The 24,461-nt window shown below is 50.6% G+C and carries 21 protein-coding genes and 2 riboswitches; of the genes, 13 read left to right on the top strand and 8 right to left on the bottom strand.

What is annotated here, in order from left to right; translation table 11 throughout:
- The first annotated feature begins 44 nt into the window (after positions 1-44).
- From sad to OGV67_RS10645, 5 genes are all read left to right on the top strand, one after another.
- Complete coding sequence (sad, locus tag OGV67_RS10665; protein WP_115614801.1) at positions 45-1,433, top strand: succinate-semialdehyde dehydrogenase; 1,389 nt, start codon at positions 45-47, stop codon at positions 1,431-1,433.
- Positions 1,434-1,535: 102 nt separating this feature from the next.
- Complete coding sequence (locus OGV67_RS10660; protein WP_115614800.1) at positions 1,536-3,125, top strand: methyl-accepting chemotaxis protein; 1,590 nt, start codon at positions 1,536-1,538, stop codon at positions 3,123-3,125.
- A gap of 63 nt (positions 3,126-3,188) precedes the next feature.
- The gene (gene glsB / locus OGV67_RS10655; protein ID WP_104868674.1) at positions 3,189-4,115 is read left to right on the top strand and encodes a glutaminase B; all 927 of its coding nucleotides are present in this window, start codon (positions 3,189-3,191) and stop codon (positions 4,113-4,115) included.
- Complete coding sequence (locus tag OGV67_RS10650; protein ID WP_115614799.1) at positions 4,115-4,474, top strand: DUF4186 domain-containing protein; 360 nt, start codon at positions 4,115-4,117, stop codon at positions 4,472-4,474. The genes glsB and OGV67_RS10650 overlap by 1 nt, the downstream gene beginning before the upstream one ends.
- Before the next feature lie 149 nt (positions 4,475-4,623).
- Positions 4,624-6,075 carry a tagaturonate reductase gene (locus OGV67_RS10645; protein ID WP_115614798.1) on the top strand — a complete coding sequence of 484 codons (1,452 nt, stop codon included), beginning with the start codon at positions 4,624-4,626 and terminating at the stop codon, positions 6,073-6,075.
- Between the two features lie 160 nt (positions 6,076-6,235).
- On the opposite strand, the gene OGV67_RS10640 is transcribed toward OGV67_RS10645, so the two are convergent.
- The gene (locus OGV67_RS10640) at positions 6,236-6,562 is read right to left on the bottom strand and encodes a GFA family protein (RefSeq protein WP_024130336.1); all 327 of its coding nucleotides are present in this window, start codon (positions 6,560-6,562) and stop codon (positions 6,236-6,238) included.
- Positions 6,563-6,885: 323 nt separating this feature from the next.
- On the opposite strand from OGV67_RS10640, the gene OGV67_RS10635 reads away from it, so the two are divergent.
- A complete protein-coding gene (locus OGV67_RS10635) occupies positions 6,886-7,407 on the top strand; it encodes a GNAT family N-acetyltransferase (RefSeq protein WP_115609309.1) in 522 nt (173 codons plus the stop codon).
- A gap of 35 nt (positions 7,408-7,442) precedes the next feature.
- Here OGV67_RS10635 and OGV67_RS10630 read toward each other — a convergent pair whose 3' ends face one another.
- Positions 7,443-8,156: a GNAT family N-acetyltransferase gene (locus OGV67_RS10630; RefSeq protein WP_012132412.1), complete on the bottom strand. Its 714-nt coding sequence runs from the start codon at positions 8,154-8,156 to the stop codon at positions 7,443-7,445.
- A 243-nt stretch (positions 8,157-8,399) separates the two neighbouring features.
- On the opposite strand from OGV67_RS10630, the gene OGV67_RS10625 reads away from it, so the two are divergent.
- Positions 8,400-8,996: a GNAT family N-acetyltransferase gene (locus tag OGV67_RS10625; RefSeq protein ID WP_115614797.1), complete on the top strand. Its 597-nt coding sequence runs from the start codon at positions 8,400-8,402 to the stop codon at positions 8,994-8,996.
- Between the two features lie 280 nt (positions 8,997-9,276).
- Here OGV67_RS10625 and OGV67_RS10620 read toward each other — a convergent pair whose 3' ends face one another.
- Positions 9,277-10,056: an HAD-IIB family hydrolase gene (locus tag OGV67_RS10620; protein ID WP_047463680.1), complete on the bottom strand. Its 780-nt coding sequence runs from the start codon at positions 10,054-10,056 to the stop codon at positions 9,277-9,279.
- Between the two features lie 202 nt (positions 10,057-10,258).
- Positions 10,259-10,333, top strand: a riboswitch (Fluoride riboswitch).
- Between the two features lie 236 nt (positions 10,334-10,569).
- Between OGV67_RS10620 and OGV67_RS10615 the strand changes: the two genes are divergently transcribed.
- Positions 10,570-10,998, top strand: a complete 429-nt coding sequence (locus OGV67_RS10615; protein WP_012132409.1) for a universal stress protein — start codon at positions 10,570-10,572, stop codon at positions 10,996-10,998.
- A 15-nt stretch (positions 10,999-11,013) separates the two neighbouring features.
- Positions 11,014-12,300 carry a phosphopyruvate hydratase gene (gene eno, locus OGV67_RS10610; protein ID WP_115614796.1) on the top strand — a complete coding sequence of 429 codons (1,287 nt, stop codon included), beginning with the start codon at positions 11,014-11,016 and terminating at the stop codon, positions 12,298-12,300.
- Here the strand turns inward: eno and OGV67_RS10605 are convergent.
- Positions 12,297-13,832, bottom strand: a complete 1,536-nt coding sequence (locus tag OGV67_RS10605; RefSeq protein WP_115614795.1) for a MutS-related protein — start codon at positions 13,830-13,832, stop codon at positions 12,297-12,299. The two genes, eno and OGV67_RS10605, sit on opposite strands and share 4 nt — an antisense overlap.
- Complete coding sequence (locus OGV67_RS10600) at positions 13,829-15,388, bottom strand: MutS-related protein (RefSeq protein WP_286465495.1); 1,560 nt, start codon at positions 15,386-15,388, stop codon at positions 13,829-13,831. Before OGV67_RS10600 ends, OGV67_RS10605 begins: the two co-directional genes overlap by 4 nt.
- A gap of 50 nt (positions 15,389-15,438) precedes the next feature.
- Positions 15,439-15,501: riboswitch (Fluoride riboswitch) on the bottom strand.
- A 75-nt stretch (positions 15,502-15,576) separates the two neighbouring features.
- On the opposite strand from OGV67_RS10600, the gene OGV67_RS10595 reads away from it, so the two are divergent.
- Positions 15,577-16,899: a glycoside hydrolase family 10-like protein gene (locus OGV67_RS10595; RefSeq protein ID WP_047463675.1), complete on the top strand. Its 1,323-nt coding sequence runs from the start codon at positions 15,577-15,579 to the stop codon at positions 16,897-16,899.
- A 40-nt stretch (positions 16,900-16,939) separates the two neighbouring features.
- On the opposite strand, the gene OGV67_RS10590 is transcribed toward OGV67_RS10595, so the two are convergent.
- The 3 genes from OGV67_RS10590 to OGV67_RS10580 all read right to left on the bottom strand — a co-directional run bounded on the left by OGV67_RS10590 (position 16,940) and on the right by OGV67_RS10580 (position 20,663).
- Positions 16,940-18,208: a type II toxin-antitoxin system HipA family toxin gene (locus OGV67_RS10590; RefSeq protein ID WP_115614793.1), complete on the bottom strand. Its 1,269-nt coding sequence runs from the start codon at positions 18,206-18,208 to the stop codon at positions 16,940-16,942.
- Entirely contained in the window at positions 18,201-18,515 is a 315-nt protein-coding gene (locus tag OGV67_RS10585) for a helix-turn-helix domain-containing protein (RefSeq protein ID WP_047463672.1), read from the bottom strand. The genes OGV67_RS10590 and OGV67_RS10585 overlap by 8 nt, the downstream gene beginning before the upstream one ends.
- Positions 18,516-18,719: 204 nt before the next feature.
- Entirely contained in the window at positions 18,720-20,663 is a 1,944-nt protein-coding gene (locus tag OGV67_RS10580; RefSeq protein ID WP_012132402.1) for a methyl-accepting chemotaxis protein, read from the bottom strand.
- Between the two features lie 726 nt (positions 20,664-21,389).
- Here OGV67_RS10580 and OGV67_RS10575 point away from each other — a divergent pair.
- From OGV67_RS10575 to OGV67_RS10565, 3 genes are read left to right on the top strand one after another with little or no spacing between them, the layout of a single operon-like run.
- Entirely contained in the window at positions 21,390-22,256 is an 867-nt protein-coding gene (locus OGV67_RS10575; protein ID WP_286465492.1) for a MurR/RpiR family transcriptional regulator, read from the top strand.
- A 14-nt stretch (positions 22,257-22,270) separates the two neighbouring features.
- Positions 22,271-22,858: a D-alanyl-D-alanine dipeptidase gene (gene ddpX, locus OGV67_RS10570; protein ID WP_049011702.1), complete on the top strand. Its 588-nt coding sequence runs from the start codon at positions 22,271-22,273 to the stop codon at positions 22,856-22,858.
- A 16-nt stretch (positions 22,859-22,874) separates the two neighbouring features.
- Positions 22,875-24,437 carry an ABC transporter substrate-binding protein gene (locus tag OGV67_RS10565; protein ID WP_049011703.1) on the top strand — a complete coding sequence of 521 codons (1,563 nt, stop codon included), beginning with the start codon at positions 22,875-22,877 and terminating at the stop codon, positions 24,435-24,437.
- The last annotated feature ends 24 nt before the right edge of the window (positions 24,438-24,461 follow it).

The raw sequence follows: 24,461 nt of genomic DNA, 5'->3' as shown, positions 1-24,461 counted from the left end.
CGCCCATTATGCAGGCATATCCCGCAACGTAGAGAGACAAACCGATGACAATGACACCTGCTACACATGCGATTTCCGTGGATCCGACAACCGGTGAAACGCTGGCGATGATGCCGTGGGCCAGCGCTGATGATATTGAAAATGCACTCACTCTGGCTGCCCGTGGATTTGAGGAATGGAAACGCACGACGGTGGCATACCGGGCGCAGAAACTTCGCGATATCGGGCAAGCGCTGCGTAACCGTACAGACGAGATGGCGCACAGTATTTCCCGTGAGATGGGAAAACCGATCCGGCAGGCGTGCGCCGAGGTGGCGAAATCTGCGGCGCTCTGTGACTGGTATGCAGAACATGGCCCCGCGATGCTTAACCCGGAACCGACGCTGGTGGAAAATCAGCAGGCGGTGATTGCATATCGTCCGCTGGGGACAATACTGGCGGTCATGCCGTGGAACTTTCCGCTCTGGCAGGTATTACGCGGGGCGATTCCCATCCTGCTGGCGGGTAACGGCTATTTACTAAAACATGCGCCGAATGTGATCGGTTGCGCTGAACGTATTGCGCAGATCTTCGCCGATGCCGATATTCCGGCGGGCGTTTATGGCTGGGTAAATGCCAGTAACGACGGCGTTAGCCAGATGATTAACGATCCCCGTATTGCCGCCGTGACGGTAACGGGCAGCGTGCGTGCCGGGGCCGCGATTGGCGCGCAGGCCGGGGCTGCGCTGAAAAAATGCGTGCTTGAACTGGGCGGTTCCGATCCGTTTATCGTTCTTAACGATGCCGACCTGGATCTGGCTGTTAAAGCCGCTGTCGCCGGTCGCTATCAAAATACCGGGCAGGTATGCGCGGCGGCGAAGCGCTTTATTGTTGAAGAGGGGATTGCCGGGGAATTTACTGAACGGTTTGTTGCCGCCGCCAGCGCATTGAAAATGGGCGATCCGCTGGCGGAAGAGAACGATCTCGGTCCTATGGCGCGTTTTGATCTACGGGATGAGCTGCATCAGCAAGTGGAGGCATCAATAGCAGAAGGCGCGCGTTTATTACTGGGCGGTGAGAAGCTCGCCGGGGAAGGCAACTATTATGCCGTTACGGTTCTGGGCGATGTGACGCCTGAGATGACGGCGTTTCGTCAGGAGTTGTTTGGGCCCGTGGCGGCGATTACCGTGGCGAAGAACGCCGAACATGCCTTGCAACTGGCTAATGACAGCGACTTTGGGTTGTCGGCGACGCTGTTCACTGCGCGTGATGCACTGGCTCAGGAGATGGCATCACGCCTGGAATGCGGCGGGGTGTTTATCAATGGATACAGCGCCAGCGATCCGCGAGTGGCATTTGGCGGCGTGAAGAAAAGCGGCTTTGGTCGCGAGCTCTCCCATTTTGGCCTGCATGAGTTTTGCAACGTACAAACTGTCTGGAAAAACCGTCTGTGATCATTCCGGCGTCTTCTTGAGGCGCCATGTCACATTACTGCAATAGTTCTGTCATTTTCTCTCCGTACACTCGCGCATAACGCATTGATACAGAAGAATATCATGAACTTAACGCAAATTTTTCGAGGCTTAATTCGTCGTTTCACTCCCCGCCAGTTTGGTCTGTTAACGGGAATATTTTGCATTATCGCGCTGTTTTCTATTTTGCAGGTTGCGTCATCCCTGATGCTGTCGTTTTCCGTGCGAGACGCTCAGCGTAACGAACAACGTAACCAGCAGGCACTGCTGCAACAAACGAAGGTGGATGAGGCGAGGGTAGCGCTGTTGTCCGCAAGCGATCTGCTGAACCGGGCGGGCGTTTACTTTATGCAGGATGCCGCAACGGGATCAGAAGGCAGCTGGCGCCCGTTGATGGATGAAGCTCAGCAGGCGCTGGTACAGTCAAAAACGGCCTGGGATGCCTGGCTTGCAATGGCCCCTCATAAAGACAACGGCCTGATTGAGAGTTATCAGCGTTTTTATAGCGGTATTCAGGAACAGGCGGATGGTCTGAGCCAGACTCACGCCATCGACGCGTTCTTTGCAGTTCCTGTTCAGGCGTTTCAGACAGATTTCAATGAAAACTATGCCCGCTTTCAGCAAGAGAGCGGGCGTCAGACAGAGGGTGGCAGGCAGCAGCTGATTGCCAGCCTGGAAGGGTTGCAGCACCTCTTTTTGTTCATCCCGTTTGTGCTGGTGGTGATTGCCCTGCTGGTCTGGAGCGGCATGTCTCGTTGGGTTATTTCTCCGCTGCGCCGCCTGATCGCCCATATTAATATTCTGGCCGCAGGCGATCTGTCCGAACCGATGCCGAAGGTGAGCGGGTTTAACCGCGAGGTCGCGCAACTCAGTTCACGCATTGATGCGATGCAACAGGGGCTGAGGCAGCTGGTGCAGCAGGTGAGCGATGCCACCACCGCAATGGTCGGCAACATCGATCAGCTTGCGCAGAGCAACAAACAGCTTTATCAGCAATCGGCGAAACAGAGCGAAGAGTTAAGTAGTGTCACCTCGCATATCTCGTTTCTGGAAACGCATGTCGAGGACAATAGCGGCTTTGCCAGACTGGCTAATCAACGTGCAGCCGAGGCTCGTCAGGTAGCGGCTGGCGGCGATCGTATGATGGAGACCGTTAACCGTTCGATGCAGGCGATTGTTGAGCGATCGTCAGAAATGCGCGGGATCATCTCTCTGATTGACAGCGTTGCGTTCCAGACCAATATCCTGGCGCTGAACGCGGCTATCGAAGCGGCTCATGCCGGAGAACAAGGTCGCGGATTTGCCGTGGTGGCAAAAGAAGTGGGGCTGCTGGCCCGTAAAAGCAGTCAGTCCACGCAGAACATACAGGAACTTATCCACCACTCCTTGCAGGGAATCGAGGAGGGTTCACATGCAGTTAACCGGCTGGAAGAAAATTTACAGCAGGTGATTTCGTTAGTAGACAATCTGGGCATACTGTTGAATGACATCTCTGGCGCCACGTTAAGCCAGGGAGACAGCATCCACCAGATGACGGGGCAGCTACAGGCGCTTAACCGTGCGGCGCAAGAGACCAGTAGCCTGGTGAATACCGCATCGGCGTCATCGCTGCAACTGCATCATGAATCTCATCAGCTTCTGAACGCGGTGGCGCGATTTCGTCTTTCTGCCTGACGCCGCACATTCAGCTCTGTTATACTCGCAGGCCTTTTCAGACCTGCGAGCAAGGAGCACATTGTGGCCAGGGCCATGGACAATTCAATTTTAGAGACCATCCTTCAGCAGGTGCGCCCGTTGATTGGACAGGGGAAAGTGGCTGATTACATCCCTGCGCTGGCTTCTGTCGATGGGTCAAAACTGGGGATCGCCATTTGCACCGTTGACGGGCAATACTATCAGGCTGGCGATGCGCAGGAGCGCTTCTCAATACAATCCATATCAAAGGTGCTGAGTCTGGTGGTGGCGATGCGTCACTACCCGGAAGAGGAAATCTGGCAACGTGTCGGAAAAGATCCCTCCGGGTCGCCATTCAATTCACTGGTGCAACTGGAACTGGAGCAAGGGATACCGCGTAACCCGTTCATTAATGCCGGCGCGCTGGTGGTCTGCGATATGCTGCAAGGGCGACTGAGCGCGCCACGCCAGCGTATGCTGGAAGTGGTCCGGGCGCTTAGTGGCGTGTCGGATATTGCGTATGACGTCACGGTTGCCCGTTCTGAATTTGAGCACTCCGCACGCAATGCTGCTATTGCCTGGCTGATGAAGTCATTTGGTAATTTCCAGCATGATGTCACTACCGTTTTGCAAAATTACTTTCACTACTGCGCGTTGAAAATGAGCTGTGCAGAACTGGCGCGTACATTTGTTTTTCTGGCCAGACAGGGGCAGGCGTTTCACCTTGATGAACCAGTTGTCACGCCGATGCAGGCCCGACAAATCAACGCGCTGATGGCGACCAGTGGAATGTACCAGAACGCAGGCGAATTTGCCTGGCGAGTAGGATTACCTGCCAAGTCAGGCGTTGGCGGCGGGATTGTGGCGATTGTCCCGCACGAAATGGCGATTGCGGTATGGAGCCCTGAACTGGACCCGGCGGGCAACTCCCTGGCGGGTATTGCGGTACTTGAACAACTCACCCAACAATTAGGTCGTTCGGTTTACTGATGAACGCGCTTGATCCACTTTTTTCTCGCCTGTCACGCTCGCCATTTCGCGCGCGGTTTCGTCTTGGCGCAAAAGAAAGGCAGTATTGCTGGGATAAAGGCGCGCAGGTTATTGATCAACATGCCGCCGAGTTTATTGCTAAGCGGCTGGCCCCGGCTTTTTCGCGCAACGATGGTAAACAAACGCCGATGCGCGGCCACCCCGTATTTATTGCCCAACACGCGACGGCGACCTGCTGCCGTGGTTGTCTGGCGAAATGGCACAACATTCCCCAGGGAGAACCGCTGAGTGAAGAACAGCAGCAGTATGTTGTTGCCGTCATTCACCACTGGCTGGTTATCCAGATGAATCAGCCGTAAATCTCCGCGTCGTGAGAGATGTTAAAGCATAAAACAGTTTTGATTAATCGTGACTACTTGATCAAAACAGGGTTTCAATATCATAAAGTTTGCTAACCTGTTCTACCAATTCAAACAGGTTGTATGACTAATTAAGAAGGGAACCCATTGTGAAAACTCTAAACCGTCGCGATTTTCCCGGTGCCAGCTATCCTGAGCGCATCATTCAGTTTGGTGAGGGAAACTTCCTGCGCGCCTTTGTTGACTGGCAAGTTGATCTGCTGAATGAACATACCGATTTGAACGCCGGAGTGGTCATTGTTCGCCCTATCGAAAGCACGTTTCCGCCGTCATTGAGTACCCAGGACGGGCTCTATACCACGATTATTCGTGGTTTGAATGAAAAGGGCGAGGCGGTTAGCGACGCGCGTTTGATCCGTTCTGTTAACCGTGAAATCAGTGTCTATGATGATTACGATGAATTCCTGAAACTGGCGCATAACCCGGACATGCGTTTTGTTTTCTCTAATACCACAGAAGCCGGTATTAGCTACCATGCCGGTGACGCATTTGATGACGCGCCCGCGGTCAGCTACCCCGCGAAGCTGACGCGGCTGCTGTTTGAACGTTATACCTGTTTTGACGGCGCGCTTGATAAAGGCTGGATTATCATTCCTTGTGAACTGATTGATTACAATGGCGAGGCGTTGCGCGAGCTGGTACTGCGTTACGCTCAGGAGTGGAACTTGTCCGCTGCGTTTGTGCAGTGGCTGGATCAGGCGAACACCTTTTGTTCCACGCTGGTTGACCGGATTGTGACCGGATATCCGCGTGATGAAGTGACGCAACTTGAAGCGGAACTTGGCTATCACGATGCTTTTCTCGATACTGCGGAGCATTTTTATCTGTTTGTGATTCAGGGGCCAAAAAAGGTAGCGTCTGAGCTGCGTCTTGATAAGTATCCGCTCAACGTGCTGATTGTTGATGACATCAAGCCGTACAAAGAGCGTAAGGTCGCGATCCTGAATGGTGCGCATACGGCGCTGGTGCCCGTTGCGTTCCAGGCCGGGCTGGATACCGTTGGTGAAGCCATGAATGACCGCGACATTTGCGCCTTTGTTGAAAAAGCCATCTATGAAGAGATTATTCCGGTGCTGGATTTACCTCGCGACGAGCTAATGTCGTTCGCCAGTGCGGTGACGGGGCGTTTCCAGAATCCGTATATTAAACACCAGTTGTTGTCGATTGCGTTAAATGGCATGACTAAATTTCGCACCCGTATTTTACCGCAGCTACTGGCAAGGCAGCAGGTCAGCGGCGTTTTACCGGCGCGCCTGACGTTTGCGCTTGCGGCGCTGATCGCATTTTATCGTGGTGAACGTCGCGGCGAGACGTATCCGCTCCAGGATGATGCGCACTGGATTGAGCGCTATCAACAGTTGTGGCATCAACATAGCGACGGTCTTATCAGCACACAGGATTTGGTTCATGCCGTGCTGGCCGCGGACGCGCATTGGGAGCAGGACCTGACGCACGTTGCAGGTCTGGTCGAACAGGTCACGACCGACCTGGACGCAATCCTGACGAAAGGGATGCGTGAAGCGGTAAAACCGCTGTGCTAATCATCTGACCCGGCTACTGCCGGGTTTTGTTTTCATGTTATTTAGTTACAACATACTTTTGAGGGGGAAATTAATCGCTGTCTGAAACTTCCGTGCGTTTACCCGTCAGGCAGAAAAGGGAGAGCTGGAGAAACAGGCAGACAGGGTGAGGGCGATGTGCTTAATGCGCATGAAGATCTTCATCCTGAGGCTCGTCAAATACGCCAGTTAACAACGCAACGGTAGGCGCATCATCAATTGCGCCTACTGAACTTCCGCAGTGAGAACAAAATGCCCGACTGGAGATATCCGAAGAGCGCCAGACCGCAGGCTTGTCTCCTTGTCCTGTCCACGTCACATCCTGAGCGTCGAACTCGACCCAACTGACTGAATATGCACCTGTATGTTTTTGGCAAATCGAGCAGGAACAGGTATGTGGATTTTTCGGCGCTACTGCCGAAAAACGGATAAAACCGCACAGACAGCCGCCAGTATAGACTTTGCTCATCGTCATTTCCGTTAAATATTCATTTGCCGACACTATCAGATGATCCCACACTCAACCAGTGATGAATGGCAGAAAGGAGAACAGACGCAGGATCATAATGACAAAGCGGGATCTGTGTTACAACGGAGGCTAAACAGATATCTCAATGGCTGGAAAACCGTGTCTATCTGTCTATTGGAATTTGCCAGCGACAGCGCATTTGTTGCGTTTTTCCGTCAACACACGGGATTAACGCCAACGCGTTATCCACAGAAAGTTTTGGACGGAATGAGTGGATAACTCAGTTACAATAGAAGCAACGTAAGCATAATGAGTGGAAAATAATGTCTGCTATCGTCACGGAAAGATTCATTCTGCGCCCTCAAGTCATCACAGATTATGATGTATGGTATCCGATGTATTCAGACCCTAAAATATTTCATCTGGTTAATGCCCCAGGCTTTACGCCGGAAGAGGCGTGGAACCGTCTGTTGAGAAACATTGGGCATTGGTCTGTTTTTGGTTACGGTATATTTTCTATTTTTCAAAAGTCTGACGGCACGTTTTTAGGCGAAACAGGGCTGGCTAATTTTCATCGTGGCATTGATGAAAACTTTGAGAACTGTGTCGAGGCATCATGGGTTATTTCACGTTCAGCTCAGGGGGCTGGCGTAGCAAAGGAAGCCGCCGTCGCTGCGCATCAGTGGTTTGTCCATTCGTTTTCACCTTCGAAGACAATTTGTCTTATCGCAAAGAATAACATTCCGTCCATTCGTGTTGCTGAGCATGTGGGCTACCGTATTTATGATGAATGCTTATACAAAGGCGCTGAGTGTTTAAAACTTGAATGCTTATGGGATAAATAAAAGCATGGGCCGTCGTCACGGCCCCGTATTCCAGATTACACTTCAGGCTCCGCCAGGTAGTGCCGTAAAGGGTGAATCTGATGTCCGCGCTCGTCGAGATTTTCCGTTCTTAGCCAGACAGATATCGCACTGGATATCTTCGGCCACTCGGCGCTAATAATTGAATATGTTGCGATATCCACGCTCCTTGATTTTATGATTTGCTTATCACGTAAGATTCCTTCTTTCCGAAACCCAATTCTTTCAGCAGCATTCATTCCAGCATGATTAAGCGTGTCTGTTTGCCACTCACAACGACGATATTTAAGAACATCAAAAACATACATCAGTAAAAGATAAATTGCTTCCGTGCTTAAAAAGGTGCGTTTTATCGCTGGCGTGAGATGTACATATCCGATTTCCGCAACGCCATTATTCTTGTCTATATTAAAAAGGGCGAGGGTGCCTCGGGCTTTCGCAGATTTATTTTCTATTATGGCATAATATGAAATTCCGCCCTGACTGATGATGCGTTTGATATAGTCAAAGGTTGCTTGCCTTGTCTCGGGGCGTTCATCAGGAAGATAAGTCCAGTCCCGTGGGTCTTCTATGCTATGCCAGCCCTGATAAAGATCATCACAGTGGTAAGTCGCAAGGGGTTGTAAGTGACAATAACGGCCTGACAACTGGCGCGTGTCAGGTAAAATAAAATCAAGGTTACCCTCAAGATGTCTGCCTACATATTGACCGAAGATATTAAGCTCTTTCATACTCTTCTCCTTAAAATAATAACGACAAGGATTTAAACGAGTAATATCGGTATGTTTATGTGAGTAAGCGACAGGTTCCTTAGTATGTTAACAACAACTGATGGATGTACCCGATGAAAACATTATATATTAACCATAGCATATTTTAATCTTGCTACAGCACTTCTGAGCGCTTTGTGATAAATATCATATTCAGCATTATGTTGTGCGTTAACTTAAATTTAAGCCGTTTCAGGAGAGTGTATGAACTTGACCATACGTTATGCTGTACCTGCCGATACCCCGATATTGCAAACGTTGGGGAAGTCAAGTTATTACCATCATTTCAAAGAGTTATGGGATTGCCCTGTAGAGCTTCGACAATTTATTGACAGTGAGTACGCGCCGGACCAACTTGAAAATAGTTTAAATGATCCGTCAGTCACCTGGCTCATTGCGGAAAGCGATAAGCCAGTAGGTTTTGCAAAGATAAGCTGGGACCGTCCAGTTAGCGGTGGTAATCACTCAGGAGCGCTCTTAAACAAACTGTATTTTGCACCCGGAGAAACCGGTAAAGGATATGGCCGAATTCTTTTCGAAAAAGCTATCGAGATAGCAAGGCATAAGGAGCAGCATTTTTTCTGGTTGCAGGTTCTTAAGGGTAACGACAGCGGGCGTCGGTTTTATGAATCCCTGGGGATGCAGCATCTTGCGGATGAGGAATTCACAACGCCTAAGCAAAAAAAGCGTGTTACATGTATTTGGAAAATGTATTTAGACATCGCGGGAAGTGCCGGAGATGTGAAACAGAGCCCCAGAATCAACGGAGTCGTGCTGGAGAAAGTGCTTCAGAGACTATAGCGGCCAGCACAAGCAAGGATGACTACAAAACCACAGATTCTCCCTTTATCCTCTTTAGTACGCATAATGTATATTATGTTAAATTGAATTTATGACGCCCAATACAGGCTTACTCCCTTGACTCATAATGCATCCCTCGCCTTTTTCTGCATGCCTTCCATCGTGTCCTGTGTGAATTCTGCAAACTGTTGGCGGTTATCCTGCGTCAGATTTCATGTAGCGCACGCATTAAAAACCCGGCCACTGTGACCGGATAAGCCAATGGGATCTGCGTTTCTCACTATCTGGCGGCAATTACCGCATCTGCAATTTCCACAAAACCAGCACCTCCCGGGCCACGGGTAATCCACTGCGGAGGTTTCGGGATTTGATCAAGGTAATCTGATACCGTGCTCACTCCAACCGTATGTTCAAAGAATGAAAACATCGGCGCATCATTCGTCGAGTCGCCGCTATACAATACGGCAGAACGTTCGGCATCAATGTCGAGATCGTAAAAATCCCTGAGCACTCGTCGGGCCATAGATAACTTGTCATATTCTCCAGACCAGCCAAGAATCCAGAGATTGTTTACGGTGGTTGTAGCGCCTGCTTGCGTCAATGCGTTAAGTATTAATGAACACTGATGGGCTTCTGACGGTTTAGCAAAGGCAATGGACGTCATCCTGAAAGGTTGATCGTCGGCAAAATGAGCGGCAGGAATTTCCCTTTTTATCTGTTCCCCAATTTGCGTCAGGCGCTCAGCGACGTCAGGATATTTTTCTGTGCCGTGCCAGAAGAAACGCTCAATGCCATGACCGTCATTTCGCCTTCTGAAAAACACACCGCCATTTTCACCAATGACGCCATCAACTGGCCACATCCGTGCCATCTGGTCGCACCAGCCTGCGGGCGCGGCTGTGACCGGTATCACTTTTACTCCCGCGTTCTGCAACCGTTCCAGCGCCAGATAGGTTTCAGCCGCAAGGCGCCCCTTGTAAGTCAGCGTTTCATCCATGTCTGTGAGAACAAAACGCACATGTTTAAATGTTGACGAATCTGCGGAACAGATCTCTTTCATAAGCACACTCGAAGACTTGTAGATACAATAATTGTCTATAATTAAACGACTTATGGAATTGTTAAAGTCAAAATCGTACTAAGTTATAATTTTTATTGCGTTATTTCCGCCGCAGATTTCGTTGACTACCCTCTCCTTCTTCGCGATCCATGCGCAACAGATTTACTTCTCATTGATTTCCGCCTGAACCTGCTATACGCTTAGTTCACAAGGTGATGGTGTTCCACCTTTCCCAACCGCCGGTTCGCTCGAATCGGATGATGACGCCTGATATACAACTGTTGCTGTTTTTCTTAGGCATGTATGTCGGGTATCGCTATGAATAGTAAAACAACCACTTCATTACTTCCTGAATCTCATCTTTTTGAAAAGAAAGATGTTATCCATGCCTTTGACTATCACAACATCAGTAACAACGTAGCGCTCACCGGCTCTTGTTATGTCCATCGGCCCGTCTGCAACACATTGTTCATTTGCGATGCTGAACGTTTCTCATTACTTGAGAGGTGGCGTATGCATATGTACAAACACGCATTATTACTGGTCCAGAATGAAATCGATGGTGTGCTGTTGCTGCACCATGCTGAACGTCTGGCAAAAGAAATGGGGACTCAGATCACCCTCGGGCATATCAGTTCTGATTACCGGGAGCTGGATTACACGAGTGATGCTTTAACCCGGGATCGACAATCACATGAAGTGATCGAGGCCAAAGCGATGCTCAGTCGCCTGGCGGAATCCAGCAGTATTCATGTGCAAGTGAAATCAATTATCAGCATTCAACGTTTCAAAGATGTTGAAGCGGTTATCCAACATGAGGATATCGACCTGGTCATGCTGGGTCATAAGAATCGCCTGTTTGGGGTTTTTTCCTCGTTCTCTTTTGAGTTCATCAATCATCTCTCGGTTGATGTGCTCATTAAACATATATCCACTCCATAAAATAAGGTCATTTCTATGAGCTATGAAATTGAACGTGTGATCGCAAGAGAAATTCTGGACTCCCGAGGTAATCCGACCGTTGAAGTCGAAGTCTCCGCCATCGGCGGCGGTGTTGCGCGCGCGTCAGTCCCTTCCGGTGCCAGTACCGGTTCACGCGAAGCCATTGAGCGCCGTGATGGAGATAAGTCGCGTTTTGGCGGCAAAGGTGTATTGGGCGCGGTTCAGAGTATCAATACTGAGATTGATAATGCGCTGCGGGGATATGATGTCCGCCGCCAGAAAGATATCGATAACCGCCTGATAACTCTTGATGGTACGGAAAATAAAAGTCGTCTCGGGGCCAATGCTATTCTCGGGGTATCGCTTGCCGTGGCGCGTCTGGCCGCGCAGCTATCAAACATTCCGCTGTATCGTTACCTCGGCGGCGTTGGCGCTAACCTCCTCCCGGTTCCTTGTATGAATATCATCAATGGCGGCGTTCACGCTCGCTGGCAAGGCGCCGATTTTCAGGAGTTCATGATTGCCCCCTGGGGCGCAAGCTCTGTTCGGGAAGCCATTCGCTGGGGTAGCGAGGTGTATCAGAATTTACGTCAGGTCTTACTGGAGAAAGGCTTGTCTACTGGCGTGGGCGATGAAGGTGGATTCGCGCCAGCCGTCTCGTCAAACCGGCAACCGCTGGAATTGATTGTCGAAGCGATCGAAAAAGCCGGTTATAAACCCGGCGAGGATATTGTTATTTGCATGGACCCTGCATCCAGCGAATTTTATTCAGACGGAAAATACACCCTGCGCAGCGAAAATGCGCAATTCGGTGCGGAAGAGATGACGCGCTATTATGAGCGGCTGGTCAACGAATTCCCCATTGTTCTGATCGAAGATGGCCTGGCCGAAGATGACTGGGCTGGCTGGCGAATTCTGAGCGATACGCTTGGCAATAAGATTGAACTGGTGGGTGACGATCTTTTTGTGACTAACGTGAAATATATCCAGCGAGGAATTGATGAAAATCTGGCGAATGCCGCGCTGATCAAATTGAACCAGATTGGTACGTTAAGCGAGACAATCGAAGCGGTTCAATTGTGTCATGATCATCACTGGGGCAGCTTTATCTCACACCGTAGCGGAGAAACAATAGACAGTTTCATTGCTGATATGACGGTAGGCTTACGCGCCGGACACCTCAAAACGGGAGCGCCAAGTCGTGGAGAACGCATCGAGAAATACAATCAGCTAATGCGTATTGAAGATGAACTTGGCGATGCCGCCGTTTTCGCCGGTAAATCTGCCTTCAGAAAAGGTTAACGCTCTGAAACCTCTCCCGTATTCCGGTATACGGGAGAGGCATCAAAAACATCCCGGTACAGATCTTCGCCATAACTGATATCCAGAGGCACGCCTTCTGCTATTTTGTATGTCCTTTCTCCATCGTCGCGTCGTTCGGCGCACAAGTATACCGTGTCCTGGCGATCCTCCTGATAAAACGAACATGCAAATTCCGCAGTATGCGTAACAAAAAAGAGCTTCACGTTGCTTTCTGCCAGTGCGGTTACCACGCCTCTGATGATTTCGGCCCCTTCCCGACTGTTTGTTGCAGAGAACGATTCATTAAACAGCACCAGGTCATCACGTTGTAGAGCATCAACAATATCACTCATTCGTCGGAGCTCTTCATCCAGCTTTCCGCTGACCATATGGCTGTCTTCTTCACATTTGTAATGCGTGAATATCTGCCGACAAAGATCTGCGCTATAACATTCAGCAGAAACGAACATCCCCGTCTGCATCATTATCTGCGCCAGCCCGATACTGCGTAAAAACGTGGATTTCCCTCCCTGGTTTGCGCCAGTGATGATAAAAGTATTTTTATTATCTGTTCTTAATGTGTTGCTAACGATTTCCCGATCCGATGTCAGTGCAAGGCAGGGATCAAAGAGTGCCTCAAACACATGATGGCGTTCTCTTTGATATATCGGGACAGGAAAGCACAGTGGAATATTGCGTTTGTTTAAGGCCTGCGCAAGATTAAGGCATGAAATATAAAATCCTAATTCAGTGCGCAGTGACTTTAGAAAATTAAGCAAATGCGCGGTGGATTGCGCCATTGCGTTGGCGATCAATACGAGCCCTTCATCCTTTAAGTCGCTTAATGTCCTGAAGCCATTTTCATCACGCGCGGCTAGCTGTACGGTGTAATGCGCTGGCCTTTTTGTCCAAAGACGCCGGAACCATCCTTTTTGCGGGGGATTGGGCCGCCTGAGTACATAGTCTTTGCCCTGATTACCCTGCCCTAATCGTGCGCTGATTAATACGCCTTTTTTGAAAGTCATCTGCTTCAGATGTCTTTCAATAGTGCTCATATAATCATCGTTTAACTCCTGAACAAGCATCGAGAAAAGACGAACCATCCCCGGAGATTCAACGTGATGGATATTTTCTTGTGCGATAATTTTTATTTTCTGTAAATAGGTCATCAGAAATTGGGTAAACGAGAGAGACTGATGCAGCACAGCGGAAGGATAATGACCAAAAACGCCGTAGTGAAGTTTCTCCTTTTCCATTTGCAGACATTCAACCACCACGTTATAGAATGTTCTGATAACGTCCTCGTTATACAGGCAATCCCGCAGAATAGCCTGCCTGTACTCAATGTCAGGAATGCCCGATAGCAGCACAGAACATGCCTTCCTGACGACGGAATAAAGAAAATCATCCCCATCAGACAACGCATGAAACAACACCGCCAGCTCCAGATCTTTCATGGCAAATTTGATGTTCTCTGGAATATTATCGTCAACGATAAAATCGTTATCTTTATACATCAGATACGCGTTCATCCGTTTAACCTCTTTTTTATCTGCTCATATGTCAGCCCATGCTTTATCACCAGCGTCGTTGACCATGCGATACCATCGGCCGGTTTCCTGGTGATTTTATAGGTTCTTAATGCCGCATTATTATGCTCAACCGTACTCATTAAGCTGACGATGGACGGGTCTAATGCCGTAAGCTCGTCGATAAACGTTACACAGACACAAAGCGCATCGAGCATGACTATTTTCTTGATTACCCGCGTTCCCAGATAAATGGCGTCCCGCGATGTGGTTGACGTAAAAATCTCATTCATGATAATCAAACTGTGTGATGTGGCAGCATCAAGGATCGCTTTTATTCTCACCAGGTCGTCATACAGTTTTCCCCGGAGGTTATAAATATTTTCGCTTTTCTCAAAATGCGTAAAAATAGTGTCTGTCAGAAAGAGCTTTGCCTGCCTGGCAGGGACATAAATGCCCAGCAAGGCAAGAAAATGCAGTTGCCCTATCATGCGGGCAAAGGTGGTTTTCCCGCCCTGGTTGGGGCCCGATATGACGAAAATACGTTCATGCTTCTGGAAGCTGAAATCATTGCAGACAACCTTCTCCTTTTTCTCAAGGATGACCTCTGCAAGCGCGAGATCGAAAGCCGCAACAGCCGAAATAGCTTTTTTATCTCGTTGTATCTCCGGGATACAAAACGGCAGCCCTTTCTGCCGAAATTTTTCAATGTATTCCACAACAGCCAGATAAAACTGCACTTCACGTTCAAAAAGATCCAGCGTGTTATCTCTGTAGCGCCTGTTGGCATCTATAAACACATCAAGTTGATGAAACTCGGCGGGAAATAGTCTGGCAACACAATCCAGAACTTGTGCTTCAATATGGTTCATCCCGAAGCTGTGATGTCTACTTTCCACCTCGACATTCACATCATGCTGCTTAAATTTTGAGAACACATCGAGGATCTCATCGCTATAGTTTTTCTCCTGGTGATACCGTTCAACAATAATGGCGTCACCTTTAATTTTCAGGCCGTACTGAACCGCCTCCAGACTTTTTCTTATCATAGTGGCGGTTGAATATAACCCGGTAAAATTTTCACTCTCGATATACTGACGAAGATAATGCCTGAAATTAATCATACCGTCGGAAGACAAAGACAGCGGCGCTATACGCTCATACAGCACCGTAACGGCCTGGCAATACAACAAAATGCACTCAAGCTCCCAGCGCCGCTGTTGATAGAAGTAAAACCGGTTTGTTTTTTCTTCTGAAATCTCCCTGATATTCTTCATCTCTGCGGAATATGTCATTAGCGCCTTATAGAGCGCGTGTATTGTCACATCCTGAATAATTTCCTGTCGATAGAGGATATCCTCCAGACATTCGAGCGGTGAATAAAAGAAAGCGCTGATGCCGTACTCTTCCCGCCCCTGAACAATGCGATCGACGATTTTATCAAGATTCAGATCGACAAAATATGCAGGAGCACGATCGCCCGAAGGGGGTGTATGACGACGACCAGAGGCATACAAAACGGTAATAAATTGCAGCGATGTTGTTGAGGTACGGCGCATAATGACTCCTACACAATACACGTTGACTTGTCCACGCGGGGCAACGTCCAGAATGTGCAGGCATCATCAGCCAGAGGGCGGTTATGAGGAGGAATGCCATCTCCTGTAAAAAACGTAGCAATGAACTCTGTAATTAGCCAGATCTCGTGTAAGATTTTTTGGATTAACCAAACGGAAAATTGGCAAATATGATCATCAGCTCTCGTCACGCTCGTCTTGTCAGCAAAGTAAAAAAACGGGCTACGCTTGTCGCCACCGCGTTTTTACTTGCCAGTTGCGCCTCAAAACCTCCCGTTTCTCTGGTTACGCCCCCTTCTTCCGCGACGCCAGCCTCATCCCAGAAAAATCAGCAGCCGGTTCGTGGTATCTGGCTGGCAACCGTTTCGCGTCTTGACTGGCCTCCGGTCAGTTCCGTGAATACGAGTAATGCGGCGGTTCGGGTGCGTCAACAACAGAACGCGTTGATCGAAAAGCTGGATAAGCTAAAAAGTCTGGGAATCAATACCGTGTTTTTCCAGGTCAAGCCGGATGGAACGGCGCTCTGGCCGTCAAAAATTTTACCGTGGTCAGATATGCTGACCGGAAAGATTGGTGAAGATCCGGGCTACGATCCGCTACAGTTTATGCTTGATGAAGCGCATAAGCGGGGAATGAAAGTACACGCCTGGTTTAACCCCTACCGCGTATCAGTAAACACCAAACCAGCAACGGTGGCGCAGTTAAATGCGACGGTGACGTCAAATCCGGCGAGCGTGTTTGTGCTGCATCGCGACTGGGTGCGCATCTCTGGAGACCGTTTTGTTCTTGATCCCGGCATTCCTGACGTCCGGGACTGGATCACCAGTATCGTGGCGGAAGTGGTCACACGTTATCCCATCGATGGCGTACAGTTTGATGACTATTTCTATACCGAAACGCCTGGCTCCACGCTTAACGACAATTCCACCTTTGCCCGATATGGTCAGGCGTTTGCCTCAAAAGCGGACTGGCGGCGACACAATACGCAACTGCTGATTGAGCAGGTATCCCGCACGGTCAAAAACCTGAAACCGGATGTTGAATTTGGCGTCAGCCCCGCTGGCGTATGGCGTAACCGTTCGCATGATCCGGCAGGTTCGGATACGAGGGGCGCGGCGGCGTATGATGAATCCTATGCCGATACTCGCCGCTGGGTGCAACTGGGATTACTGGATTACATTGCGCCGCAGCTCTACTGGCCCTTTGCGCGTGACGCGGCCCGTTATGATGTGCTGGCGAAATGGTGGGCGGATGTGGTGAAACCCACGAATACCCATCTCTATATTGGCGTGGCGTTGTATAAAGTCGGCGAACCGTCAAAGAATGAGCCGGACTGGATGATTAATGGCGGCGTCCCGGAGCTTAAGAAGCAACTCGATCTGAATGAATCCGTCTCACAAATCAAAGGCACAATCCTGTTCAGAGAAAGCTATCTTGATCGACCGCAAACCCAGCAAGCGGTGAACTATCTGAAAAGCCGGTGGGGAAGCTAACCTCCCCACACCCTCTTGTTCCGTAAGACTGACTCAGCCGTCATCCCTTCAGGCGGCTGATATTCCCATCAATTTGCTTTTGGATATAGTTCAGCGTGTCGCCCGTGATTTGCCCCGGGTAGAGGTCGGTAGCAATTGCGCTGAACGTCGCCGCAACGTCGCAAATAGTCGCGATGATCTCCACGACTCTGGTGGCTGGCAATTCGGCTTCCTGTTCGCCCAGCGCCTGAAGATGCTTTCTTTCAATATCCAGTGCTTCACCCATCACATCCATCTGATGATAGCCGCCAGGCCCATCGCAATAGGTCACATCATAGGCGGGCGCCAGGGTCCATTGTCCATCTGTGGACATCAGATAAGCGAAGTTCTTAGGATGATCGTCCCGGTTGTTGAACACGACATTAAAGACCACTCGCTCGAAGGCAAGCGCTTTTTCCCGAATATCGTTGGTGCATATTTGCGTCGCACGTAAAAAACTTCGGTAGTCGAGCGAACCAGGCGTCTGGTAATTCGCGCCAGTGAAAGCGGCCAGACTTTGCATGGGCACACGCATCCCTTGTTCACGATCAAAACGGCGGGTGGCGAATGCCGCTTGCCCTTCCGGCAAGGCGAAATACGTAACGTCAGGCGTCTGGATGCCGCATTTGCGCAGACACGCTGAATAGACGGCTTCAATGGCGCAGACCTCGGCATGTTCCTGTCTGGCCGGGAATTTGACCAGCCAGCTTTCCGCGCCGGCTAACGGCGAGGTTGTGAATTTTGACGTGACAGTGTCACGATAGAGTAATGCTTTTGGCCGTGCCCCCTGTGGTGAACCGCCCATCTGCAATAATTTTTGCAGGAACTCCCCGCCTTCTCCGCTCAGAACCTCCTGCACCTCTGCGGCCAGCTGCACCAGCGGGATCTCTTCTTGCGAGGTAAGTTCGGCCTCAGCCTGTACCGGCTGGAATGTCATTGCCCCCATTGCGTTGCCGCCTACCCAGGTGAGCCGCTCCAGGGGGCCAATTCGGGCGGCATTGAGTCCTCTGCGTTTGAATAAGCGATCCATCAGCAGCATTCCCCAGCCATCAGGCAGAGCGTCGTAAACCGGCCCTGGAAGATGTAATTGATGAGCCGGAAAGTCCCTGCGTAATCGCGGCCCCTCAAGCGGTAATGTTAAGCGGGACAGCTCAAAACCTTTGCGAACGGCCTCGTCACTGTATTCAAAGGCGATGACTGGCCGACCGGTCAATGCCGTTGATGAGACCAGTTTGCCCCAGAGCCATCGTTCCCCCCATCCTTCATAGAAGACGTCTATCTGCTCAGGCATCGCTATTTTTCCTCTTCACCCGCTGACGCGTCGCGCTCTTCTCATAACGTAAGATATCATCCAGGCTATCAATTTTGGGCTTGAACAGCGCTTTCAACGCGTCGCCATAACCTAATACCACCGCCACTCTGACCAGATTCTCGAAGCCCACATTTTTGCCTGCTTCAAGGTTTGAAACCGTATTGACGCCAACCCCCGCCCGGGCGGCCACGTCAGCCTGAGTCATCTGTTTTGCCAGGCGTTCTTTGCGTAACCGGTCGCACAGCAGCGTAACAATCTCGGCTGGAGAACTAAGGGTTAAATCCATCATAGTGTCCCTTATCGCAATATTTCTGACGTAATACACAATATTATAGAGTTAATGTGCAACGAAGGCAAAAAGCATAAACCACTATATAATGGAGTTATTGGCTATTCATGGAGATAAAACACTAAATAATGGATTTAGTTATCTGACTGACACAAGCAGAACGTCTGCAATTTGCAGACGTTCTGTGAGGGAGAGAGAAAATTATGCCGCAGTGGGTTCAGGCAATCTGAATGAAGAGACCAGCAGCGCCAGTTGTTCAGCCTCCTCTTTCAGGACCTGGGTTCGCGCAGCGGCATCATCAATCAGCGACGCGTTCTGCTGAACCGTACTGTCCATTTCGGTTACTGCCAGCGTGACCTCAGAGACACCTTTACGCTGTTCTTCACCCGCCACGCGAATTTCACCCATCAGTTGTCTGACCTGACGCACGTTGCCGACCAACTCGCCAAGACGATCCCCGGCGTTATGGATCTGCTGACTGCTGCTGTCTACGTGTGAGACCGACTCATCGATTAACGCCTTGATCTCCTGCGCGGCAGTGGCGCTGCGTTGTGCCAGCGTGCGCACTTCAGAGGCGACGACGGCAAATCCGCGACCGGCATCGCCCGCTCGTGCGGCTTCCACCGCCGCATTCAGCGCGAGAATGTTGGTCTGAAACGCGATGCTGTCGATAACGGCGACAATTTCCACCATCCTGCCGGACGACGCGCTGACGTTATCCATCGTGGAAATCACGCCCTGCATGACATCGCCACAGCGGTTAGCCGTTTGCGCCGTGTTTTCGGAAAGCTCATCGGCTAACTGTGTATTCCCGGTATTTTGATGAACGGTCGCATTTAATTGCTCCATCGCCGACGCGCTTTCCTCCAGCGCCGCTGCCTGCTGCGTTACGCGGGAGGATAACTCCATATTACTGTCAGCCAGACTGACGGCGTTATTCGCAACCACCACGCTACTGCTGCGAACGGTAATCAGGATTGCGGATATTTTATCCACAAAGAGGTTAAAGGCCTGAGCAATATCGGAAATCTCATCTTTACCCCGGACGTCCAGGCGGCGAGTCAGATCGCCTTCGCCCTGGGCGATATCATCCAGCGCGCGACGCGTATCGTCCAGACGAGAGATAAGACGGCGCACCACCAGCCAGGAGCCCACCAGCAGAATGGCCATGATCGGAATCAGCACTTCCAGTACATCCTTCATCATCACTTTTGCCAGTCCGACAACGCGTTCTTCAGGCGTCACCAGCCCAACGATCCACCCGGTATCCGCCATCGGGAAAAGCATCACCCGGGAAGGCCCGTCCAGTATGCCGTCGTGTGCAAGGGGAATGGTGGCGACATCGGCCGAGGCATTCAGCGTTTTCAGCGATCCGGCTACCGGGGCGAGCCAGTCAGAGGCTTTGACCAGGTCAGTAAACGTTTTAAACTGCGCGTGATCGGCCTGCGGGAAATAGAGGATTTGCCCCTGTTTATCCACCACAAAGGCATAACCGCCTGTGCTGTTCCCCTGCTGTTGCATAAAGGTGGCGACGTTATCCAGTCGGATATCGGTTGTGGCGACGCCGGCAAATTTCCCTGCCAGTTGATAAGGAATGCTACAGGTCACCATGTTAACCCCGGAAATCGTATCCTGGTAAACATCAGACCAGACGCAGCTGTTCTGTGAGTGCCCTTTCGCCTGGAGGTACCAGCTTTCGTTATGATAACCGCTTCCACCGGCAACGTTGTAGTCGTCGGAAAAGATCAATTTCCCTTCTGCATCACGCGCCCAGAAGAAACTGCGTCGTTCAATGCCGGGCGTAAAGGCATCCGGCTCCGGCCAGATGCCGCCGCCGGTAATGATAGAATCATTCTGTTCGCCAATAAGATGCGGAACGACATGCTGGTATAGCGATTCGTCGTTTGGCAGCACTTCGGCAAGGCGCGACAGGCTTACCGTTTCACCTTCAATACGCGATAAAACAGTACCTAACTGGCGAGTCAGTCCTTGCCCTGTCTCCTCTATCAGGGCGGAGTTGATCTCAACAACGCGCGGCTGACCGCGCCAGAGCATAATGGCAACAATAACCAGCGTGGTCACTGCAAGCAGCGCAATCCCCCCAATCGTCAGACGGGTGGAAATGCGTGATGGATACCAGACCATACAAACCCCTTATGTAAACGACTCTCTTTTATTCAGTATCGGCACGCAAATTTATATCTTTATGTGGTTTTATGGTTCGTTAATAAATATTAATATGTCCTTAAATGTGACGTTGTCACTAATAACAAAATCCTGCACTTTCACCTGATTTAAATAGCGTGATAAGTTTATTTTGAATATTATTTTCAATGCGTTGTTTTAATCACTTACGCGCCAGGCCTTGTGTTCTCCTGGTTGTGCCGCACTTCATAAGTCAGGGGGTTTTACGCTTCACCGCCTTCATACGTTGCTACAAACCTGTCTGTTATAAAAGAATAATTAATATCGCGTTGTATTTTAATGCGTAAAATGAACAGATTACTTGCCTGATGAATATTTATTAAATCTACAAAAATAATACACTGTTCTTTCCGCTGATAAATAATGTGTCTCGCGCTTTTATATTTTTCTGCTATCCACGCTGGCGTTTGCCATTTTTGACCCTGCAATTTCTGGCATCACAATGTGATCCCTGCGACGGATTCGACACATTCATGCCCTCTCTGACGATCGCTGCACCAAAAGTGAACTAATCTGCACAAATGTTGATCATTCGTTAATTAAATATCACCTTAATTTAACAAAAAAAGACGGCGATGCCGTGGTTTCCAGGTTGGCATGCGTCCTGCATTGTTAATTCAGTAACAGCGGAACGCTCTCTGACAGCTCACTAACAGCGAGACGGTAATGACATCAAAACCTGAGTTATTTGCCCGAATTGAGAAGAGTTTTAGCCAGCATACGCCCAGCGAAAAGCGCGTTGCAGGCTGGCTGTTAGCGCACGCGGCGCAGATACCGTTTGAAACGGCAGACGGTATCGCCAGAGCGACAGGCACCAGCGGCATCACGGTTGGACGTTATTTACGGAAGCTTGGTTTTCGTAATCTTGAGGATGCGAAAGCCAGCCTGCGGGGACTGCCATCCGTGCCCTATCAGCCCTGGGGGATGAATGAACGCCTTGACTCCTGGCAACAGCAGCAGCGGCTGCCCGACAGAGCGCGTCAGTCGCTGTCGCTGGAAATTGATGCCATCACCCACGTCTATCAGCTGGCGCAAAGTGAAACGTTCTTGCGCATCGCTCAGCAACTGGCGCATGCGGAGGCCGTGTATGTTCTGGGGATTCAGTCCACGCGCGGCATTGCTAACGCCTTTTTCAGCCATCTGGAATACCTGCGGCCCAAAGTCAGTTATTCCGAAGGGCTATCCGGGAGCTGGGTTGAGTCGCTGAATTCCGGGTTCGCACGGCCATATGTGGTGATCACGGATACCCGCGCCTATTCCGCCGCTGCCCGTCAGTATTGTCGCGTTGCCAGCGAGCGGCGCATTCCGCTGGCGTTAATCACCGATGTCTGGTGTCCGTGGGCCAGAGACTACGCAATCGACTTATTGCAGGTAAAAACCGACACCGGGCACTTCTGGGATTCACTCGCTCCCGTGAGCTGCCTGTTCAACTTATTGCTGTCAGGCGTGGTGGATCAACTGGGCGATACGCTTGCTGAACGGCTGCGAACCAATCGCCAGCTGCAACAAGAGTTTGGTCAATTCGAACAATAAACAGGAAACGTGCTATGTCAGAAACCCCTGAACTGGTCGATCTGTCAGTGATTTTCCCCTCGCTGCATATCGATCTCAAATACGCCACCGCCGATAACCTCACCGGCGCGCCCATTTACCGGGAGGCCCGTTGCCTGTTGCATACGGATGCCGTCACCGCGCTGGCGAAAAGTATCAGCATCGCGCAGCTGGCAGGGTTGTCTCTGGTGGTATACGACGCCTATCGTCCGCAGCAGGCGCAGTCGGTTCTGTGGCATGTCTGTCCCGATCCGCAATACGTGGTGGATGTGGCCATCGGTTCAAACCATAGCCGTGGTACGGCAATTGACGTCACTCTGATGGATGAGCATGGCAACGTGCTTGATATGGGAGCCGGTTTTGATGAAATGCACGATCGCTCGCACTCGTATCACCCTTCTGTTCCACCCGCAGCGCAACGTAATCGATTGTTATTGAACGCTATTATGTTTGGTGGTGGTTTTGTCGGCATCAGCAGTGAATGGTGGCATTTCGAATTGCCGGACGCGGCCAGCTACCCCTTGCTCGACGACTGCATTGCCTGTTTCCCGGCATCACGCACAACAACACAACCCTCCCTGTAAATGATGGAGCACGGTCATGAAGACAACACACGCTTTAACTTCGCTGTTTCGTCCCGCCCTGATTGCCGTGGCACTGGCTGTTGCCCTGCCCGCCGCTCAGGCGGCTGTACCCAAAGATATGCTGGTGATTGGTAAAGCGGCCGATCCGCAAACGCTTGATCCTGCCGTCACTATTGATAACAACGACTGGACGGTGACCTACCCGTCTTATCAACGCCTTGTGCAGTACAAAACCGAGGGAGGTAAAGGTTCCACGGAGGTTGAAGGCGATCTGGCGAGCGACTGGAAGGCCTCTGACGATCAGAAAGAGTGGACGTTTACCCTTAATAAAGATGCCCGATTCGCTGATGGCTCGCCCGTTACGGCAGATGCGGTGCAACAATCTTTTGCGCGTCTGCTGAAAATTGGACAAGGCCCGGCAGAAGCCTTTCCAAAAGATTTGAAAGTCGAAGCCGTCGATGACTATACGGTGAAATTTACGCTGAGCCAGCCGTTTGCGCCCTTCCTGTACACGCTGGCGAATGACGGCGCCTCCATTATTAACCCGGCGGTTCTGAAAGAACATGCCGCAGATGATGCGCGCGGTTTTCTGGCGCAGAACACCGCAGGTTCCGGCCCGTTTATGCTGAAAAGCTGGCAGAAAGGACAGCAGCTGATTCTGGTGCCGAATCCGCATTATGCGGGAGCCAAACCTGCCTTTAAGCGCGTGTCGGTAAAAATCATTGGTGAGAGCGCTTCCCGCCGCCTGCAATTGTCGCGGGGAGACATCGACATTGCCGATGCTCTCCCGGTAGACCAGCTCAACGCGTTAAAACAGGAAGGGAAAGTCAACGTGGCGGATTACCCTTCGCTGCGCGTGACTTATCTCTATCTGAACAACAGTAAAGCGCCGCTGAATCAGGTGGATTTGCGCCGGGCCATTTCATGGTCAACGGACTATCAAGGCATGGTGACGGGTATCCTCAGCGGTAACGGCAAGCAGATGCGCGGCCCGATTCCTGAAGGTATGTGGGGCTATGACGCAAAGGCAATGCAGTACAGTTTTGATGAAGCGAAAGCCAAAGCCGCCTGGGAGCAAGTCGCGACCAAGCCCGATGGCCTGAGCTTCCTCTACTCTGATAACGATCCAAACTGGGAGCCGATTGCGCTTTCCACGCAGGCCAGTCTCAGCAAGCTGGGCATTAAGGTGAAGCTGGAAAAACTGGCGAATGCCACCATGCGCGACCGGATTGGCAAAGGTGATTACGACATTGCCATCGGCAACTGGAGCCCGGACTTCGCCGACCCGTACATGTTCATGAACTACTGGTTTGAGTCTGATAAGAAAGGCCTGCCGGGTAACCGTTCGTTTTATGAAAACGCCGGGGTCGATAAACTTCTGCGCAGCGCGCTGACCACCACCGATCAGGCGGCCAGAACGAAGGATTACCAGCAGGCGCAAACCATCGTGATTGATGAGGCCGCCTACGTCTATCTCTTCCAGAAAAACTACCAACTGGCGATGAACAAAGAGGTCAAAGGCTTTGTCTTCAACCCCATGCTGGAACAGGTCTTTAATATTGGCGCCATGAGTAAATAAGCCACGTTGATGCGGGGCCGTTAT

Origin of the sequence: Citrobacter sp. CK188 (assembly GCF_030333525.1) — a bacterium.
In the GTDB taxonomy this organism is placed as follows: Bacteria; Pseudomonadota; Gammaproteobacteria; order Enterobacterales; family Enterobacteriaceae; genus Citrobacter_B; species Citrobacter_B koseri.
Note: the sequence above shows the minus strand (reverse complement) of the source record. Positions and strands in the feature narration are given on the sequence as shown.